This window comes from Streptomyces sp. NPDC001868 (assembly GCF_040297125.1).
In the GTDB taxonomy this organism is placed as follows: domain Bacteria; phylum Actinomycetota; class Actinomycetes; order Streptomycetales; family Streptomycetaceae; genus Streptomyces.
Map to the genome: position 1 here is coordinate 167,234 of NZ_JBEOYO010000012.1, position 17,539 is coordinate 184,772.

Annotated in this window: 13 protein-coding genes and 2 pseudogenes; 4 read left to right on the forward strand and 11 right to left on the reverse strand. The window is 70.9% G+C overall.

What is annotated here, in order from left to right; translation table 11 throughout:
• Positions 1-175: 175 nt before the first annotated feature.
• On the forward strand, positions 176-1,027 hold the full coding sequence (locus ABT147_RS17120; RefSeq protein WP_351406640.1) for a helix-turn-helix domain-containing protein: 852 nt from the start codon (positions 176-178) through the stop codon (positions 1,025-1,027).
• 8 nt (positions 1,028-1,035) lie between these two features.
• On the forward strand, positions 1,036-1,233 hold the full coding sequence (locus ABT147_RS17125; protein ID WP_351406642.1) for a DUF397 domain-containing protein: 198 nt from the start codon (positions 1,036-1,038) through the stop codon (positions 1,231-1,233).
• 4 nt (positions 1,234-1,237) lie between these two features.
• Here the strand turns inward: ABT147_RS17125 and ABT147_RS17130 are convergent, their stop codons facing one another.
• The 6 genes and pseudogenes from ABT147_RS17130 to ABT147_RS17155 form a co-directional block, all read right to left on the reverse strand.
• The gene (locus ABT147_RS17130) at positions 1,238-1,927 is read right to left on the reverse strand and encodes a hypothetical protein (protein ID WP_351406644.1); all 690 of its coding nucleotides are present in this window, start codon (positions 1,925-1,927) and stop codon (positions 1,238-1,240) included.
• A 125-nt stretch (positions 1,928-2,052) separates the two neighbouring features.
• Entirely contained in the window at positions 2,053-2,748 is a 696-nt protein-coding gene (locus tag ABT147_RS17135; RefSeq protein WP_351406647.1) for a helix-turn-helix transcriptional regulator, read from the reverse strand.
• A 283-nt stretch (positions 2,749-3,031) separates the two neighbouring features.
• Positions 3,032-5,023, reverse strand: coding sequence for an outer membrane protein assembly factor BamB family protein (locus ABT147_RS17140; protein WP_351406649.1), 1,992 nt, complete (start codon positions 5,021-5,023; stop codon positions 3,032-3,034).
• Positions 5,024-5,426: 403 nt separating this feature from the next.
• Positions 5,427-7,241, reverse strand: a complete 1,815-nt coding sequence (locus tag ABT147_RS17145) for an outer membrane protein assembly factor BamB family protein (RefSeq protein ID WP_351406651.1) — start codon at positions 7,239-7,241, stop codon at positions 5,427-5,429.
• A 368-nt stretch (positions 7,242-7,609) separates the two neighbouring features.
• Positions 7,610-9,427: an ABC-F family ATP-binding cassette domain-containing protein gene (locus ABT147_RS17150; RefSeq protein WP_351406653.1), complete on the reverse strand. Its 1,818-nt coding sequence runs from the start codon at positions 9,425-9,427 to the stop codon at positions 7,610-7,612.
• A gap of 122 nt (positions 9,428-9,549) precedes the next feature.
• Positions 9,550-10,068: pseudogene (locus ABT147_RS17155) on the reverse strand (DUF2269 family protein); the annotation flags it as partial.
• A 320-nt stretch (positions 10,069-10,388) separates the two neighbouring features.
• On the opposite strand from ABT147_RS17155, the pseudogene ABT147_RS17160 reads away from it, so the two are divergent.
• Together ABT147_RS17160 and ABT147_RS17165 are read left to right on the forward strand one after the other, a co-directional pair.
• Positions 10,389-10,523: pseudogene (locus tag ABT147_RS17160) on the forward strand (S8 family serine peptidase); the annotation flags it as partial.
• Positions 10,524-10,565: 42 nt separating this feature from the next.
• Positions 10,566-10,934, forward strand: a complete 369-nt coding sequence (locus ABT147_RS17165) for a proprotein convertase P-domain-containing protein (RefSeq protein WP_351406750.1) — start codon at positions 10,566-10,568, stop codon at positions 10,932-10,934.
• Between the two features lie 103 nt (positions 10,935-11,037).
• Here the strand turns inward: ABT147_RS17165 and ABT147_RS17170 are convergent, their stop codons facing one another.
• From ABT147_RS17170 to rsmA, 5 genes are all read right to left on the reverse strand, one after another.
• Entirely contained in the window at positions 11,038-13,044 is a 2,007-nt protein-coding gene (locus ABT147_RS17170) for a sensor histidine kinase (RefSeq protein WP_351406655.1), read from the reverse strand.
• 98 nt (positions 13,045-13,142) lie between these two features.
• Complete coding sequence (locus tag ABT147_RS17175) at positions 13,143-13,922, reverse strand: MHYT domain-containing protein (RefSeq protein ID WP_351406657.1); 780 nt, start codon at positions 13,920-13,922, stop codon at positions 13,143-13,145.
• A gap of 232 nt (positions 13,923-14,154) precedes the next feature.
• Positions 14,155-15,546, reverse strand: a complete 1,392-nt coding sequence (locus ABT147_RS17180; protein WP_351406659.1) for an acyltransferase family protein — start codon at positions 15,544-15,546, stop codon at positions 14,155-14,157.
• A gap of 67 nt (positions 15,547-15,613) precedes the next feature.
• Positions 15,614-16,528, reverse strand: coding sequence for a 4-(cytidine 5'-diphospho)-2-C-methyl-D-erythritol kinase (locus ABT147_RS17185; RefSeq protein ID WP_351406661.1), 915 nt, complete (start codon positions 16,526-16,528; stop codon positions 15,614-15,616).
• Positions 16,525-17,466, reverse strand: coding sequence for a 16S rRNA (adenine(1518)-N(6)/adenine(1519)-N(6))-dimethyltransferase RsmA (rsmA, locus tag ABT147_RS17190; RefSeq protein ID WP_351406663.1), 942 nt, complete (start codon positions 17,464-17,466; stop codon positions 16,525-16,527). The genes ABT147_RS17185 and rsmA overlap by 4 nt, the downstream gene beginning before the upstream one ends.
• Positions 17,467-17,539 lie beyond the last annotated feature (73 nt).

Genomic DNA, 17,539 nt, shown 5'->3' on the forward strand with positions numbered 1-17,539 from the left:
GCCTCAGCCGTCGCTGGCAGGACGGAGTGGTGCGCTTCCGGGATCCCGGTGATACCGCAGCGTGCTCGGTGCGTCACTGACGGCATTTCCTAACTTTAGGATTCCGCAACCGGCTGCCGTATTCTGACCCCCGAAAGAGCGACGCGCACAGGGCAGTTGGGACGAGGAGGCACCGGTGCCGCCGAAGAGGCATCTCACGGCCCGCAGAGTGCGGCTGGGCTCCGAGCTGCGCAGACTGCGCGAGGCGACGGGCATGAAGGCGCGGGAGGCCGCCGCTCTCCTAGGAGCCGACTCGGTCCAGATGAGCCAGATCGAGTCCGGGGTCGCGGGCGTGAGCGCCGCTCGCGTACGTCGCCTCGCCGCCCACTACACCTGTACGGACGAGGGGTTGATCGAGGCCCTGGCGGCGATGGCGACCGATCGCACCCGGGGCTGGTGGGAGGAGTACCGGGGAGTACTGCCCCCGGTGAACCTGGACCTGGCCGAGGCGGAGCACCACGCGGCATTCCTGCGCGAGATCGTCATCACCTACGTGCCGGGCCTCTTCCAGACGCCGGACTACGCCCGAGCAGTCTTCGGGTACATGCGCCCGGAATTGCCCGACAGCGAGCTGACGCCCCGAGTGGAACACCGCATGCGGCGACGCGCCGTCATCGAGGGGGACACCCCCACCCCGTACGAGGCGATCGTCCACGAATTCGCCCTACGGATCCGCGTGGCCGATCGCCACGTCTCCCGCGCTCAGCTTCGGCAGATCCTCGACCAGACCGACCAGGGGCATGTCTCCGTACGGGTCATCCCCATCGACCAGGACGGTTTCGGCGGCGCCGGCGCCTCGATGATGTACATAGGAGGTTCGGTTCCCCGACTCGACACCGGGCTCCGGGAAGCCGCCACGGGCACCGCGTTCATCGATGCGGAGCCTCAACTGAGAACGCTTCGAACGCTCTTCCGTAAAGTGGAGGAGGCGACGCTGGCCCCCACCGCGTCCCGGGACTTCATCCACCGCTTGTCGAAGGAACTGTGAGGCGCCTCATGGCTCAGGCCCCGAACTGGCAGAAGTCCACTTTCTCCGGTGGCGCCGAGGGCAACGCGTGCGTCGAACTCGCCGCAGCACCCCACGACATACGCCTCCGCGAATCCGACACCCCCGCCACCCACCTCCGCACCACCCCCACCCCCCTCGCCGGTCTCCTCCACCACATAAAGACCGGGGGGCGTACGACAAGATGACGCGTCAGCCGTCCCATGACGCCGGAGGCGGGCCAAAGGCGCGACGACCGGCCCTCACCGCCAGGGCGGCGAGGGCGGCGTTGGCGCCGCCACCGATCACGGCGCCGATACCGAACGGTGCCACTCGACCGAGAACGATGATGCCCTGCTTGGTCCCGTACTTCGTGACGAAGTTCTTCCCCAGGATCTTGTTGATCTGACGCAACGTCTCGACAGGCACCTTGGCGACAACCTGACGCCCCCAGTGTTGCCCCGTGCGCCCGGCGACCTTGGCAATGGTCTCGGAGCCGGCCCCGCCGAGCAGGATTCCCATCACGATCGTCCGGCGGCGCTCGACCTCGTCGATGGGGACTCCGTGCACTTCGGCGATCGAAAGGGCGAAGAGGGCGCTCAGCTCAAGAGACGAGAGAGTCTCGCCTGCCGTCAGCGCCAGGGCGAGTCCCGTGCCGACGCCGGGCGCTGCCGCAGTGCCTCCCACTGCGGCACCGGTCCCGGTCAAGGCGCCGACGTACATCCGCTCCAGACTGCGGATCACCTGTGCGGGTGTCGCCTCGGGGTTCCGCCGGCGCGCCCGGGCGATGTTCCTGCGCACCAGGGGGCTCTGCAGGTTGATGGCCTTGTCCAGGAGGTCGAGGGCTCGCTGCCCGCCTCCCTCCTCTGCCGGAACTGCCGCGTCGGGGGCATCTGTTGCCATGGTTCGATCTCCCTGGTCGTAGCACCCCGGCCGAGTCTCCCACTCGACCGGTCAGGTGGACTTGAGTCAGATGGACCAGGCCGCCAACCGCAGGGCAGCCGCGAGCCGGTCATGCGGGCCGGTCCCTACGTCTCCGCCCCCGGAAGACCGTGCGGCACCGGCCCCGCCCGGTCCAGCAACCCCGTGCGGGCCGCCAGTGCCGCCGCCTCCAGCCTCGAACCCACTCCCAGCTTCATCAACACCCGCTGGACGTGTGTGCGGGCCGTCGACGGGGCGATGCCCATGCCCGCGGCGATCAGGCGGGTGTCCTCGCCGTCGGCGACGCGGACGAGGACCTCGACCTCTCGCGGGGTCAGCATCTGCAAAAGGCGTTGGCCCTCGTCGTCCGGCTGGGCGGCGGGGTTGAGGAGTTCGGCGAAGGCGCTCTGCAGGAGTTGGGGCGCCACCGCCGCCTCGCCCGCGCGGGCCTTCATGATGGCGCGTTCGACGCCCTCGATGCGTTCGTCGTGCCGGACGTAGCCGGACGCGCCGGCGGCGAAGGCCGCCGCGATGCCGCGCGGGTTGGGGACCGGGCCGAGGACCAGGACCGCCACCTGCGGGCGTTCACGCTTGATTCTGACCACCGGGTCGAAGATCCCCGGTTCGGCCGGTGTCGCCGTGCCGAGCAGGCACACCTCGGGTGCCCTTGTGATCACCAGTTCCGCCGCGCCCGCGGCGGGCGCCGCCGCCGCGAGCACCCGGTGCCCCCGCAGCTTCAACGCCGAGGCCAGCGCCTCGGCCAGCAGTCGGTGGTCGTCGACCACCATGAGCCGCACTCCCATCGAGCCACCCCACCCCCCAGTCCCCCAGATGGTTGCCCACTATGGCCGCCCACCGGACCTCGCGGACAGAAGCCCCCCGACTTCCCGCCGACTCGCCCGTCGACGCCCGCTCTTCATGCCCCCGGAAGCTACACGCTTGTTCGACGTTGCGCTCCCCCTATGGGAGAGAAGTGCCCCGGATTACCGAAATTCCCTCCGATTCGAGCGGGATGAGGGATACGTGCACGGCCCCGCCCCTGAGCTGGGGCGGGGCCGTGGATCGAGGCCGAGGGGGCGCGTGGGGTTACTTCGCCCCGAAGCCGAGCGCCGTGTACTCCTTCTCGTCCTTCGAGTAGGGCTTGCTGACGAGTTCCGAGCCGATGAACCAGCGTCCGTCGGTGTAGAGCATCTCGCTCATCGTCGGGGTCATGGCGCTGATCGCGCGGAGCACCGACTCGGAGGACGGGGTCTCCAGGAGCTTGGTCTGCTTCAGCGTCTTGCCGTCGATGGAGACGACCTGGGCGCCCTTGTCGTACGGGCCGTCCTTGAAGGCGATGATGTTCGGCCCGTCCATCCGGATCGGGAACAGCTCGTAGTCGTCGCCCGCGTCGACCCGGTCGCCGGTGGACTTCCCGGTGGCGAGCGAGAAGGAGACGATCTCGTTGGTGGAGCTGTAGGAGCCGGTGCCGTCGTGGTTCTTGGTCGGCATGTACACCTTGTCGTTGCCGACGTAGATGCCCTTGCAGGCCCAGACCCCGCGGACGGGGCACTCGTAGTCGTACTTGTCGTCCGGGATGGAGATCTTGGCGCGCAGCTTGCCGCTGTCGTCGAGCGAGAAGATGTCGGTCGTGCCGGTCAGCGGGACGTCGCTGCCCGTCACCACACCGAAGACCACCGGGTTGGTGGAGATGATCTTGGCGCGCTGGATGCCGGAGGGCACCTTGTACGTCCACTTGACGCTGCCCGACTTCGGGTCGAGCAGCTGGATCTCGAAGGTCTCGCTGCCGTAGTCGCCGCACTTGCGGACCGCGATCAGCTGGGCGCCGCCCGCGTAGCCCTCGTCCGTGCACTCGCCGGCCTTCGGCGACCACAGCACCTTGCCGGAGTTGACGTCGAACGCGGCGCCGCCGGAGTAGCCGCCGGCCGCGGCGACCGTCGTACCGGAGATGGTGACCTCGCCGAACGGCACCTTGCTGCCGCTGAGGTCGGCGTTCTTGGTCCACACGTGCTTGCCGGTCTCGACGTTGAACGCGGTGACCTCGGTGCAGGGCTGGCGGTCGTCGTTGTTCTTGCGCTTGGCCGCCTCGGTCACCACGACGGCGATGCCCTCGGTGGTGATCTCACGGGAGCCCGCGCAGGTCTGACCGGCCAGGTCCAGCGTCCACTTCGACTTCCCGCTGTCCGGGTCATAGCCGATGATCTTGTTCAGGGCCGACTTGGCGTACGTGGTCTTCGTCAGCCAGGAGCCCTTGACGCTGTCGATCTGGAGCTTTTCCTTGACCTCGTGCGCGGGCACCTGGAAGAGGAGCTTCGCACTGGCGCTGGAGGGGGCCTTCTCCTGCGCCTGGGTCGGGATCTCCACACCGCCGGACGACGAACCGCCGGACGACGACGAGCCGTCGTCGTCCGCCTTGGTGTCGTCCTTGCCGCCGGTCGTGCCCTCCGAACTGGCGGTGTCCTTCTTGCCGTTGTCGTCGTCCCCGCCGGCGGTGGCGACATAGACGCCGCCGCCGACGATGAGCGCGATGGCCGCGACCGCCGCCGTGATGATGATCGCCGTGGAGTTCAGCTTCTTCTTGCCCGCCGGGACCTGCCCGACCTGCGGCTGCATCGGCATGGTCTGCGGCTGGTAGCCGTACGGCTGCTGCCCGTACGGGCCGGGCTGCGGCTGCTGACCGTACGGGCCCGGCTGCGGCTGGCCGTACGGACCCGGCTGACCGGGCTGGCCCGGGTAGCCGTAGCCGGGCTGCGGCGGGGGCGTCTGCTGCGGGTAGCCGTAGCCGGGGCCCTGCGCGGGCGGGGGGCCCTGCGGGGGCTGGGCCGGCGGCGGGGTCTGCTGGGCCGGGGGTGCCTGCGGGTAGCCGTAGCCCGGGCCCGGGGCGGGCGGGCCCTGCGGCGGGGGCGTCGGGGCGCCGAACCCGCCGGACGGCGGGGGTGTGGGCGCGCCGAAGCCGCCCTGCGGCGGGGCGTCCTGCGGGGGCTGGCCCTGGGCCGGGGGCTGCGCCGGCGGCTGGGCGGGCGGCTGGTTCGGGGGCGGGCCCGGCGGCTGGTTCGGCGGGGGCGGCGGCTGCGTCATGGTGTGGATACCTCGAAGTGGATCTCGGAGGACGGGTGAGGGACGGTTGGGGATGTCGACCGGGTCACGGCGGGGCCGGGCGGCGGCGGTGGCATGCGCGGTGGCCGTGGCATGCGCGGCGACGGTGGCGGTGACGGGGACCGGGACCGGGACGGCGACGGTGGCCTCGTGAGGCCGGTGTCCGCGCCCGCGTCCCGCGGCGAGGACTCCGGCCGGGCAACCGGTCCCCGGGCCGCCGGTCCGTGGTCCGTGGCGAGGGGCTCCTTCCAAGCCCGTCCGTGGTCCGTGGCGAGGGGCTCGGACGAAACCCGTCCGCGACCCGCGCCGGTCGCACCGGAAGCGCCGCCCGTGCCGGACGCGCCGATCGTGCCGGACGCGCCGCCGATCGTGCGGGTCGCGCGTGTCACTTGCCGTAGGCCAGCATCAACTTCTCCTTCGCGTCGTCGACACCGTTCAGCAGAGTGGTGGAGATGTAGAAGCGCCCGCCCACGTAGTCGATGGCCTTCGAGTAGAAGGAGCTCTCGATCTCCGCGGCGCTCGCCGGCATCTGGATGAGCTTGGTCGCCTTGTGGCTGTCGCCGGTGGTCGGGATCGACACCACCTGGCCGCCCGCGTCGTGCGCGGACTCCACATACGCGAGGAGCTTCGCCCCCTCGACCTTGACCGGGGAGAACTGCGCGTCGGCGGAAGGCGACTTGACGCGCCACTTCTCCTTACCGGTGGAGAGGTTCAGCGCGACGATCTCGTTCGTGCCGTCCTTCTCCTCGGTCGGCAGATAGAGGGTGTTCGCGTCGGCCGCGAGGCCCGTGCAGCCCTGCATGTCACGGGTGAGGATCCCGCCGTCGCACTCGGGCGCGAACGAGTCGTCGGACTCGACCTGTGAGCGGGTCGAGCCGTCGGCCTTCAGGGTGGAGATGTTCCAGGTGTTCTCTTCCTCGTTGGTGAGGTAGAGGACGACCGGGTCCACCGAGTAGGCGTGTTCGACCTTCCAGCCCTTGGGGATCTTCCGCGTCCACTTGGCCTTGCCGGTCCTCGGATCCAGCTCCTGGACCTCGTCGTGCTCCTTGTCGGTGGTCACCGCGCAGGAGGAGACGGAGATCAGCCGGGTGCCGCCCGCGAACCCGGCCGGGTAGCAGGACTGGCCGTAGTTCTTCTTGTCGAACAGCTTCTTGCCGCTGTCGATGTCGTACGCCGTCCCGGACTGCGAGCGGCCCACCATGAGCGTGTCACCGGTGACGGACAGCCCGACGCTGATGGCGCTGTCGAACAGGTCGCCCTTCTCCAGCTCCGCCGACCAGCCCTTGGCACCGGTGTTCAGGTCGATCTGCTGGAGCTGGTCGCACTCGGCGTTGCTGCCGGAGCCGCTCTGGTACGAGACCACGATCCGGTCGGCGGAGGTCGCCTTCGGGGTGACCGCGCAGATCTTCCCGTCGAACTCGATCGGGTCCCAGGCGGGGTTCCCGTCACCGACGTCGTACGCGAAGAGCTGCTTGTACGCCGCCTTCACCGCGACCTTGTCGGTGACCCACAGACCGGGGGCGCTCGCGCCGGAACCGGGGGCGTCGGGGGCGCTCTTGTACCAGAGCACCTTCGCCTCGCCGGCCTTGCGGTCCGCGTTGAGGTCGGAGACGTCGAGGTCCTCGCCGCCGTCGCCGCTGCCGTCGCCCTGGTTGACGGGCTCGGTGGGCGAGGGCGAGGGCTTGCCGTCCTCGGTGGGGCTCGCGCTCTCCTTGGCGACCGGCTTCTTCTCGTCGTCACCGCCGAGGCTCGTCACCGCGAACACCGCGCCGCCCAGCACGAGCAGCGCGGCCACGGCGGCGCCGACGACCATCGCGGGCTTGCCCTTGAAGGGGCTCTTGGAACCACCGGTGCCACCGCCGACCGGCGGCGGGGTGGGCGCGCCCGGGTACTGCGACTGCGGATAGCCGTAACCGGCCCCCGACGCCGGGTTGTACGGGCCGGGCTGCGCGTACGGACCGGGCTGCTGCGGCTGGGCGTACGGGCCGGACTGGGTGTACGGACCCGGCTGCGCGGGCGGCTGCGGCTGCTGGGGATAGCCGTAGCCGGGACCCGGCACGGGCGGGCCCTGCGGCGGGGGCGTCTGCGGGTAGCCGTACGGCTGTTGGGGCGGTTGCGGTTGTTGCGGTTGCGACGGCGGTGGTGGGTTCCGCGGAACTCCGTAGCCGCCCTGCGACGGCTGATCGGGTGGCTGAACCATCAGCGCTCTCCCCCTGTTCGCTGCTTTCGAGCCACCCGTGATCACGCGTGGTGTCGCTTCTCAGACTGTTTAAGACTCTTCTCAGACGGCTCTTTCTATCACTGCGACGCTCTCACGCACGGGGCCGGTCGCTCCCCTGTTCCCAAGGGAGAACCGGCCCGTGATGCCCCCGTTACGCTCCTTCACGCCCCCTTCACGAGACGCGCGCGCCGTGCGCGATACGTCATTTGAGGGCGAGGGGACCTGTATGCGCCGGCGAGGACCGCGCCCTGAAGGGGCGCGGGGAGCTGCGCGAGCAACCACAGCCAAACCCGCACCCGGCATCGAACATCAGCCCTGACGGCGCTCCCCCGCCCCCAGCGGAGCGCTCACGCGTCCTCGGCCAGTTCAAGCCACCGCATCTCCAGCTCTTCCTTCTCCCCGGCCAACGCCCTCAACTCCGCGTCCAGCTCCCCCACCTTCGAGAAGTCCGTCGCGTTCTCGGCGATCCGCGCATGCAACTTCGCCTCCTTCTCGGAGACCTTGTCCAACTGCCGCTCGATCTTCTGCAGTTCCTTCTTCGCGGCCCGCGAGTCCGCCGCGGAGACGGCCTTCTCCGCCTTCTCCGAGGCGGCCTTCACCGCGACGGGCGAGGCCGCGGCGGCGGCCTCCTCCATCGCGTGCCGCCGCTCGATGTACTCGTCGATCCCCCGCGGCAGCATCCGCAGCGCCGCGTCGCCGAGCAGCGCGAACACCCGGTCGGTCGTGCGCTCGACGAAGAACCGGTCGTGGGAGATCACGATCATCGAGCCGGGCCATCCGTCGAGGAGGTCCTCCAGCTGCGTGAGGGTCTCGATGTCGAGGTCGTTCGTGGGCTCGTCGAGGAAGAGGACGTTGGGTTCGTCCATCAGCAGCCGCAGCAGCTGGAGCCGCCGCCGCTCACCACCGCTGAGGTCGCCGACCGGCGTCCACTGCTTCTCCTTGTTGAACCCGAAGGTCTCGCAGAGCTGCCCGGCCGTCATCTCGCGCCCCTTGCCGAGGTCGACGCGGTCGCGGATCTGCTGCACGGCCTGGAGGACCCGCAGGTTCGGGTCCAGCTCGGCGACCTCCTGGGAGAGATAGGCGAGCTTGACCGTCTTGCCGGTGGTGATCCGCCCGGCGGCCGGCTGCTTCTCGCCCTCGCTGCGCGCGGCGTCCGCCATGGCCCGCAGCAGGGAGGTCTTGCCGGCGCCGTTGACGCCCACGAGGCCGATACGGTCACCCGGGCCGAGCTGCCAGGTCAGATGCTTCAGCAGCACCTTCGGACCGGCCTGCACGGTGACGTTCTCCAGGTCGAACACGGTCTTGCCGAGCCGGGACGACGCGAACTTCATCAGCTCGCTCGTGTCACGCGGCGGCGGTACGTCCGCGATCAGCTCGTTGGCCGCCTCGACCCGGAACCGGGGCTTCGACGTACGGGCCGGGGCGCCGCGCCGCAGCCACGCCAGCTCCTTGCGGACGAGGTTCTGCCGCTTGGTCTCCTCGGTGGCGGCGATCCGCTCCCGCTCGGCGCGGGCGAACACATAATCGGAGTACCCGCCCTCGTACTCGAAGACCGAGCCCTTCTGCACGTCCCACATGCGGGTGCACACCTGGTCCAGGAACCACCGGTCGTGGGTGACGCAGACGAGCGCGGACCGGCGCTCGCGCAGATGGTTGGCGAGCCAGGAGATGCCTTCCACGTCCAGGTGGTTGGTGGGCTCGTCGAGGACGATCAGGTCCTGCTCCTCGATGAGCAGCTTGGCGAGCGCGATGCGCCGTCGCTCACCGCCGGAGAGGGGGCCGATGACGGTGTCGAGGCCCTGCGGGAAGCCGGGCAGGTCGAGCCCGCCGAACAGCCCGGTGAGTACGTCCCGGATCTTGGCGTTTCCGGCCCACTCGTGGTCCGCCATGTCCCGGATGACCTCGTGCCGGACGGTGGCGGCGGGGTCGAGGGAGTCGTGCTGGGTGAGCACGCCGGCGTGCAGGCCGCCGGAGTGGGTGACCCGGCCGGTGTCGGCCTCCTCCAGCTTGGCGAGCATCCGGATCAGGGTCGTCTTGCCGTCCCCGTTCCGCCCCACGACGCCGATCCGGTCCCCTTCGGAGACGCCGAGCGAGACCCCGTCGAGCAGGGCGCGGGTGCCGTACACCTTGCTGACGTTCTCGACATTGACCAGGTTGACGGCCATTACTCTCCTGCCACGGGGACGATCGACCCTCCAGAGTAGTCCGCGGGGCGCGAGGGTGTGACGGGCGGACCGCCAGGACCCCCGGGACCGCCCGGACCTCCGGCGGCCCGGGGCACGCGCCCCGCACCGGACCTCCCGCGCCGGTCGGCGGCCGCGCGCAGCCTGCGACCGCGCCGGGTAAGCCCCCAGGGCTTCAGTACCGAGATCACCGTCATGAAGACGTACGCGGACAGTGAGACGACCGGGCCGAAGAGGACATCCCCCGCGTCGGGCAGCGGGCCGCCCGCGGCGACGGCGGTGACCGCCTCGTTCACGCCGGGGCGCAGGGCGAGGACCGTGGCGGTGAGCGTGGCCAGGGTGAGCCAGAACTTCGTGTAGACCCAGCGGTGCCTGGCCAGCCCCCAGGGGGTGCCCAGCGACAGTGCCAGACCGCTGGCGAAGGTGAGGACACCGACCGGGATCAGGAGCCAGTCCGCGAACAGCTTCATGGCCCGGACGGACGCCTCCACCGTCACCGCGGATCCGGTGCCGGCCGCGGTGGCCCCGAGCGCCAGCAGTCCGAGCGTGAGCCCGAGCCAGCAGGCGGAGGCGGCGACATGGACGACGAGGAGGGCCCGGCGTACGGGGCGGCTTGTCTTCATACGGCCACCGTGCCGGGCGGGGGCGGGTGGGGCGTCTGCCGGCGGGAGTATCCGGGTGTACTGGGCTCGGCGTACGCGTCACGGTGCGGCCCGGTGGGGGCTGGTCGCGCAGTTCCCCGCGCCCCTTAAAGATCAGGCCCCTGCGGGCCTGATAGACCACGGCACCGCCCGCCTGGAAGGCAACGGCCGGCGGGGCTGAAAGCACGGGGCGCAGCCCCGGCTTTTCAGGGGCGCGGGGAACTGCGCGACCAGCCACACACCACCCGCACCCGCCAACGAGCCGGAACCCTCACCCGACAACGCCCAACGCGTCCAACAGCTCCAACACGGCCACCGCGACCTACTCCGGTACGTCGATGGCGTCCCCGCACGTCGCCGGCGCCGCCGCCGTCTACCTCGGCGAGAACCCGAGCGCCTCGCCCTCGGCGGTCACCACGGCCCTGACCTCGGCCGCCTCCGCCTCCACCCTCACCGGTGTCGGCACCGGCAGCCCCAACCTGCTGCTCCAGGTCACCCCCAGCGGCGACGGTGACGACGGCGGGGACGACGGTGGCGACACCGGTACGGCCTTCGAGTCGACCACCGACGTGTCGATTCCCGACGCCGGCACCGCCGTCTACTCGCCCATCGCCGTCAGCGGTCTCACCGGCAGCGCCCCCAGCGACCTGTCCGTGTACGTCAACATCGTCCACACCTACCGCGGTGACCTGGTCATCGACCTCGTCGCCCCGGACGGCTCGACGTATCGCCTGAAGAGCAGCAGTTCCTCCGGCGAGGCGACGGTCAACGGCACCTGGCAGCTGAAGGTGCAGGACGTCTACAGCGCGGACACCGGCTACATCAACAGCTGGAAGCTGACCTTCTAGAGCACGGCGAGAAGGCCGGCTGGAACTAAGAAAGAAAGGCCGTGCGCCCCGGGGAACACCACCCGGGGCGCACGGCAGTCCTGCGGGCCCTAGCCCTGTCGGCCTATCGGCGCCGGCGCTGGATCAGCGCGGAGGCCGGGGCCAGTGAGCGTCCGTCGGCGGCGGGCTCCTGGTGGACGGGCATGTCGTCGCGGATCAGGTTCTCGGGGATGAAGACGGCCGCGGCGACACCTCCGTTGGTCGACTGGCGCAACTCGACGCGCAGACCCTGGCGGCCGGCGAGCCGATTGACCACGATGAGGCCGATCTGTTTGGCGTCGAGGAGGTCGACCTTCTCCGACTGGATCTTGCGGTTGGCGTCGGCCATCGCCTCCTCGTTCATGCCGAAGCCGCTGTCCTCGACCTCGACGAGGACGCCGTCGCGCAACCGGGCGGCGCGCAGCTGGACCTTGGTGGACGGCGGGGAGAACGCGGCGGCGTTCTCGACGAGTTCGGCGAGCAGATGGATGACGTCGGCGACGGAACCACCGTTCAGCGACACCCGTGGCGCGGCCCAGGTCTGGACCCGGGTCGCGTCCTCGATCTCGGCGACGGCGGCCCGCAGGACGTCCGACAGCGCGATCGGGTCGCGCCAGCCACGGCCGGGGGCGATCCCGGACAGGATGAGCAGGGACTCGGAGTGGCGCCGCATCCGGGTGGCGAGGTAGTCGATGCGGTAGAGGTCGTACAGCTCGGCGTGGTTCCGCTGTTCCTGCTGCCGCTGCTCCATCACACTGAGCAGGTCCAGCTGGCGGTGGAGCAGCACCTGGCTGCGGCGGGCGAGGCTGACGTACACCCCGGAGATGCCGCTGAGGAGTTCGGCGCGCTCGGAGGCCGCCTTGAGCGCGGCCCGCTGCACGGCGGTCAACGCGGTGCCCACCTGGGCGAGTTCGTCACCGGCGAGACGCCGCATCGGGGCCTCGGCGTCGATGTCGACGCCCTGCCCGGCGTGCAGCTTGCGCATGGCCTGCGGCAGCCGGCGTCCGGCGACTTCGAGGGCGGAGTTGCGCAGGTCGAGGAGTTCGACAATGAGGCCGCGCCCGACGCCCACGGAGACGAGGAGCGACAGGAGCACACCGACGAGGCCGAGGACGACGGCGACGCCGGACGCGCCGAGCGTGTCCCAGCCGAAGACGTCCGCCTTGGCCGCCGCACCCGTGCCCGCGTCCTCCTCCGCCGCGGCCAGGCCCTCCAGCACGGCCGTCGAGGAGTCGTCCCAGCCCTTCAGCACGGCCGGCGACACGGGCCCCGCCCCGGCGTCGGTGAGCCCGTCCTCGACCTTGACGAGGGAGGCGTAACTGTCGCTGTCCAGCAGTACGTCGTAGGCGGGCCGGTGCTCGGCCTTGAGGTCGGCGACGGCCGGCCTCAGCAGCTGGCGCTGGGTGGCGACGGCGCCGATGAACCGCGCGTACTCCTCCTTGCCGAGCGTCCCGGAGGCGGTGGCGGCTGCCAGCAGCGCCTGCTCGCGGGCCACGGCGTCACGGGCCCGGGAGAGTTCGAGGACGACACGCGCCTCGGAGGTCGCGTCGGTGCCCTTCTCGCTGGTGAGCGCGCCGGTCACGGCGAAGGCGTGGTCGATGACCGTGGAGTACTTGGTGTACGCCGTCGACACCGCGTTCTTCGCGCCCGCCCCGGTGGTGTCCGCGCGCAGGGCGGCGAGATCGCTGAAGTCGGATTCGAGGGTGCTCAGCCGGGCGGGCAGTCCGGAGTCGATGAGGCCCGCGTCCGAGCCGGAGGAGTTGAGCCCCTTCCGGAGCGCGGTCACGGACTTGTCGGTGGCCTGCTGATCGGCCCTCAGGTCGTCGAGACCCGTTTCGCTGCGCCTGGCGGCGTACCGCATCGCGGCCGTCCGCTCGGCCTGCAACGCGGTGACGAACTCGGCGACCGGTGCGAGGAGTTCACTGTTGACGTCCTTGGCCCGCTCGGTGTCACCGATGGCGGCCACGGTCGTCACGGCGGCATAGCTCCACAACGCCATCAACGACACGATGGGCAGCATCAGCAGGGCGACGATCTTCGCCCGCACGGATTTGGGCCGCAGCAGCCGGGTGGTTGCACGGAAGATTCTCATTGGGGACCTCGCTAGGAGAGCGCCCCGTAGGGGCGCGGGGAACTGCGCGACCAGCCCCCACCGGCCCGCAGACAATCTCGGCGCTCAGAGTTGAGCGCTCACGCGGTCGACAGCTCGACCTCACGCAGCAGTTCATCGGCGAAGGACGACTCCGCCCGCTTCCCCGTCGGCGACAGAGCCACATACGCCGAGGTCAGGAAGAGGAACGAGCCCAGCATCACGGCCAGCGGGAACAGGAACTCCGTGGCCGTCGCCCCGGCCAACTGAGCCGTACTGGGCGCGAGATCGATGCTCACGGCGTACATCGCGGTGTAGTGCATGCTGCTGACCGCGAGCCCCATGACGAGCGCGGCGATCGCGGCGAGAACGCCCCCGCGCACGATCAGCGTGAGCGTCAGGGCCGCCGTCGCGGCGACGACGGCGATCGCCACGGAGGCGATGACCAGGGTCGGGTCGTAGTTGATCGAGCCGTGCAGATCGAGCGCGGCCATGCCGGTGTAGTGCATCGCGGCCACGCCGAGCCCGGTGCCGAGGCCGCCGAAGGCCACCGCGCGGATCCGCGAGCGACCGTAACCGGCGGTGAAGACACCGGCGCTGACGACGGCGATGGCCATGACCAGGCTGAGGACGGTCATCGGGACGTCGTAGCGGATGGGCGTCCCCTCCACCCCGAAGCCCATCATCGCGACGAAGTGCATGGTCCAGATGCCCGAGCCGATGGCGAACGATGCCAGCGTCAGCCAGTTCCGCTTCGAGGCGCCCTCGGCCTCAAGTGCCCTGACGGTGCAGCGCAGTCCGAGTGCGGAGCCGACGCAAGCCATGATGTAGGAGAGGACGGGGGTGACCCATCCGGCGCTGAAGTGGTCCATGTGTCCCATGAAGGAACCCCTCTCGCCCGCCGCGCGGACGACACCACGCGCACGGGAAGTACCGCCGGTAACGAGAGACCGGGGATCGAGATCATGCCACCCGAAAACGACGGGCAGATCACCCTAAAGAGGACCAGAGGGGATTTCATCGAACAATAAAACTCTGTGGCGTGGATTACAAACTGAGGGGTACGTCAGACCATTGCCTGACCTGCACATTTCCTCCACCGGTCCCCCTCGGTCAGGCACTTGACCGTTCGCCACGACCAATGAGTTCCACCAGCGCCCACCCGGCGAGTGTCATCGCCACCGCCACCGGCGCGGTCACCTGGACGGCGATCAGCAGGGCCGAGCGCCCTTCGAACAGTCCCCCGAACCCGACCATGGAGAGCCCGAGCACACCGAAGAGACACAGGGTCACCCCGAGTGCGGCGGCGGGCCCGGAGTACCTACCTGACCTGCGCGGATCTCCCGCCCTGGACGGCCGGGCAGCGGGCCGTTCGAAGCCGCGGAACGCGGCGACGAGGACCGCCGTGAGAACGGCCGCCGCGGCGATGCGCGGGGGCAGTTGGGCCCACCAGGCACCCGTCGCGGGCGCGGGCAGCTCCGTGCCGAGGGCGAGCAGCACGCCGTACACCCCGAGCATGGCCGAAAGATGCCACAGGAACGCGGTCATCGAGATGCCGTTGGCCGCCACGACCGCCCGCCACACCTTCGGCCGCTCCAGCCACCGCCCGACCGGCCCGCGCAACCACTCCACCGCGCCGGCCAGCCACAGCCCGTGGCACAGCAGCGCGAAGGTCGGCGGCGCCATGTTCGACACCTTCTCGCCCGGCATCCCCACCATCGACAGCGGATACGGCCCGTACGCCACCAGCAGCGCGGCCCCCGCGAGCCCGGCCCCGGCGAGCAGGTACGGCCGCGTCAACCGCCCGTCGGCTCGCAGGAATCCGAGCTGGTGGACCGCGAGCCAGACGAAGGCGAAGTTGAGGAACTCGACGTACGGCACGTCGAGCGCGAAGCGCAGCACGTCGACGAGGGCGGCGGCCGCGACGAGCCCGCCGAACGCCCCCCACCCGTACCTCTCGTGCAGCTTCAGCAACGGCGGAGTGAAGGCGACCATCGCCAGATAGATCCCGATGAACCACAGCGGCTGCGCGACCAGCCGCAGTGCCACGTCGAGCAGTCCACCGCCCTGGCCCGCGAGTTGGAGGAGGACGGCGGCGGCGCCCCACACGCCTATGAACACCATGGTGGGCCGCAGGAGCCGTTGGAGTCGGGCGCGGAGGAAGGCGGGGTAGACGGATTCGCCGTCCGGGTGCCTGCGGCTGAGCGAGCGGTAGGAGAGGGCGTGCGAGAAACCGCCGACGAAGAAGAACACCGGCATGATCTGGAGCGCCCAGGTGAGGATCTGGAGCCTCGGCTCGACGGCGAGCAGGTTGCCCACCTCGACGCCGCCACCACTGCCGCCGTCGCCGCCGGTGGTCACGGCCGCCATCAGCCAGTGGCCGAGGACGACCGTGCCGAGGGAGGCGACGCGGAGAAGGTCGACGTAGCGGTCCCTGGTGGCCGGGGTGGCGGCGGCGAGTTCGCTCGCACTCACGCCGGCGCCGGTGCTGGTTGTCGCGGTCATGGGAGTACGGTCGCGCGGGCGCCGGGGCGGGCGTCAGCGCTCCCGTACTCAACTCATCTCTGAGTACCTACGCTTGGGCTCCCCGGACCACGATCGCCCCCGGCGCGGGTGAGGCGGCCACGCGTGCGGCCTTGCAGGTGCCGGACGCGAGGAGGCCCTCGGCGACGGTGCGGGCGGAGTCGGCGTCCCGGGCGAGGAAGGCCGTGGTCGGGCCCGAGCCGGAGACGAGCGCGGCGAGCGCGCCGGCCGCGTGGCCCTCGGCGAGGGTGTCGGCCAGCTTCGGGAAGAGCGAGAGGGCGGCGGGCTGGAGGCCGTTGGAGTCCGGCAGGAAGGTGGCGAGGGCGTCGACGTCACCCTTGGCGAGCGCGTCCAGCAGCACCTGGGAGGCGACGGGTTCGGGGACGGTGTCGTGCGCGTGGAGCCGGTCGAACTCGCGGTAGACGGCGGGGGTGGAGAGCCCGCCGTCCGCGACCGCGAAGACCCAGTGGAAGGTCCCGCCCACGTCGAGGGTCTTGAGCCGCTCACCCCGGCCCGTGCCGAGAGCCGCCCCGCCGACCAGGCTGAACGGCACATCGCTCCCCAACTCGGCGCAGATGTCGAGGAGTTCGGCGCGCGATGCGTTCGTCCCCCACAGGGTGTCGCAGGCCAGGAGCGCGCCGGCCGCGTCCGCACTGCCGCCGGCCATACCGCCCGCGACGGGGATGTCCTTGACGATGTGCAGCCGGACGGCGGCCTCGATGCCATGGCGTTCCGCGAGCGCGAGCGCGGCACGGGCGGCGAGGTTCGTACGGTCCAGGGGGACCTGGTCGGCGCCGGGGCCCTCGCAGGTGACGGTCAGCTCGTCGGCGGGGGTGGCGGTGACCTCGTCGTACAGCCCGACGGCGAGGAAGACGTTGGCCAGGTCGTGGAACCCGTCGGGCCGGGCGCCGCCGACCGCGAGCTGCACATTGACCTTGGCGGGGACGCGAACGGTGACGCTCACGGCTGACGGGACTCCTCGGTGTAGGCCCTGCTGTCGGTCCTGCTGTCGGGCTGGTCACCGGGGGTCTCTGTGCCCTCGGTGACGCGGTGCTCGGCGATGGCGGCGAACTCCTCGACCGTCAGGGACTCGCCGCGGGCCTGCGGGGAGACTCCGGCGGCGACGAGGGCGGCCTCGGCGGCGGCGGCCGAGCCGGCCCAGCCGGCGAGGGCGGCGCGCAGCGTCTTGCGGCGCTGGGCGAAGGCCGCGTCGACGACCGCGAACACGTCCCGCCTGGCGGCGGTGGTCTTGATCGGCTCGGTGCGGCGGACGAGCGAGACGAGTCCGCTGTCGACGTTCGGGGCCGGCCAGAACACGTTCCGCCCGATCGAACCGGCTCGCTTGACCTCCGCGTACCAGTTCGCCTTCACCGACGGCACGCCGTACACCTTCGAGCCCGGCCCGGCGGCGAGCCGGTCGGCGACCTCCGCCTGGACCATCACGAGGGTGCGCTCGATGGTCGGGAAGGTCTCCAGCATGTGCAGCAGCACGGGGACGGCGACGTTGTACGGGAGGTTCGCGACGAGGGCCGTGGGCGGGGGGCCGGGGAGCTCGGTGACCTGCATCGCGTCCTCGTGCACGAGCGCGAAACGGGGGGCGCGGGTGGGCATACGGGCGGTGATCGTCGCCGGGAGCGCGGCGGCGAGTACGTCGTCGATCTCGACCGCCGTGACCCTGTCCGCCACCTCCAGCAGGGCGAGCGTGAGGGAGCCGAGACCCGGGCCCACCTCGACGACCGTGTCCTCCGGGCGGACGTCCGCGGTCCGCACGATGCGGCGGACCGTGTTCGCGTCGATCACGAAGTTCTGGCCGCGTTGTTTGGTGGGGCGTACGCCGAGCGCCGCCGCGAGTTCGCGGACGTCGGCGGGGCCCAGGAGGGCGTCGGGGGAGGGGCTGCTCACGGCACCAAGGGTACGGGGCGGGGGGTGGGGGTCTTGTTCTCGGGCGCCTTGGGGGGGGGTGGGGGGTTCGGTT

What these genes read in the sequence shown, in the direction of transcription:
- ABT147_RS17125 (WP_351406642.1), top strand. Translation starts at nt 1,036, where the DNA reads ATGGCTCAGGCCCCGAACTGGCAGAAGTCCACTTTCTCCGGTGGCGCC.
- ABT147_RS17130 (WP_351406644.1), bottom strand. Translation starts at nt 1,927, where the DNA reads ATGGCAACAGATGCCCCCGACGCGGCAGTTCCGGCAGAGGAGGGAGGC.
- ABT147_RS17135 (WP_351406647.1), bottom strand. Translation starts at nt 2,748, where the DNA reads ATGGGAGTGCGGCTCATGGTGGTCGACGACCACCGACTGCTGGCCGAG.
- ABT147_RS17140 (WP_351406649.1), bottom strand. Translation starts at nt 5,023, where the DNA reads ATGACGCAGCCGCCGCCCCCGCCGAACCAGCCGCCGGGCCCGCCCCCG.
- ABT147_RS17145 (WP_351406651.1), bottom strand. Translation starts at nt 7,241, where the DNA reads ATGGTTCAGCCACCCGATCAGCCGTCGCAGGGCGGCTACGGAGTTCCG.
- ABT147_RS17150 (WP_351406653.1), bottom strand. Translation starts at nt 9,427, where the DNA reads ATGGCCGTCAACCTGGTCAATGTCGAGAACGTCAGCAAGGTGTACGGC.
- ABT147_RS17170 (WP_351406655.1), bottom strand. Translation starts at nt 13,044, where the DNA reads ATGAGAATCTTCCGTGCAACCACCCGGCTGCTGCGGCCCAAATCCGTG.
- ABT147_RS17175 (WP_351406657.1), bottom strand. Translation starts at nt 13,922, where the DNA reads ATGGGACACATGGACCACTTCAGCGCCGGATGGGTCACCCCCGTCCTC.
- ABT147_RS17180 (WP_351406659.1), bottom strand. Translation starts at nt 15,546, where the DNA reads ATGACCGCGACAACCAGCACCGGCGCCGGCGTGAGTGCGAGCGAACTC.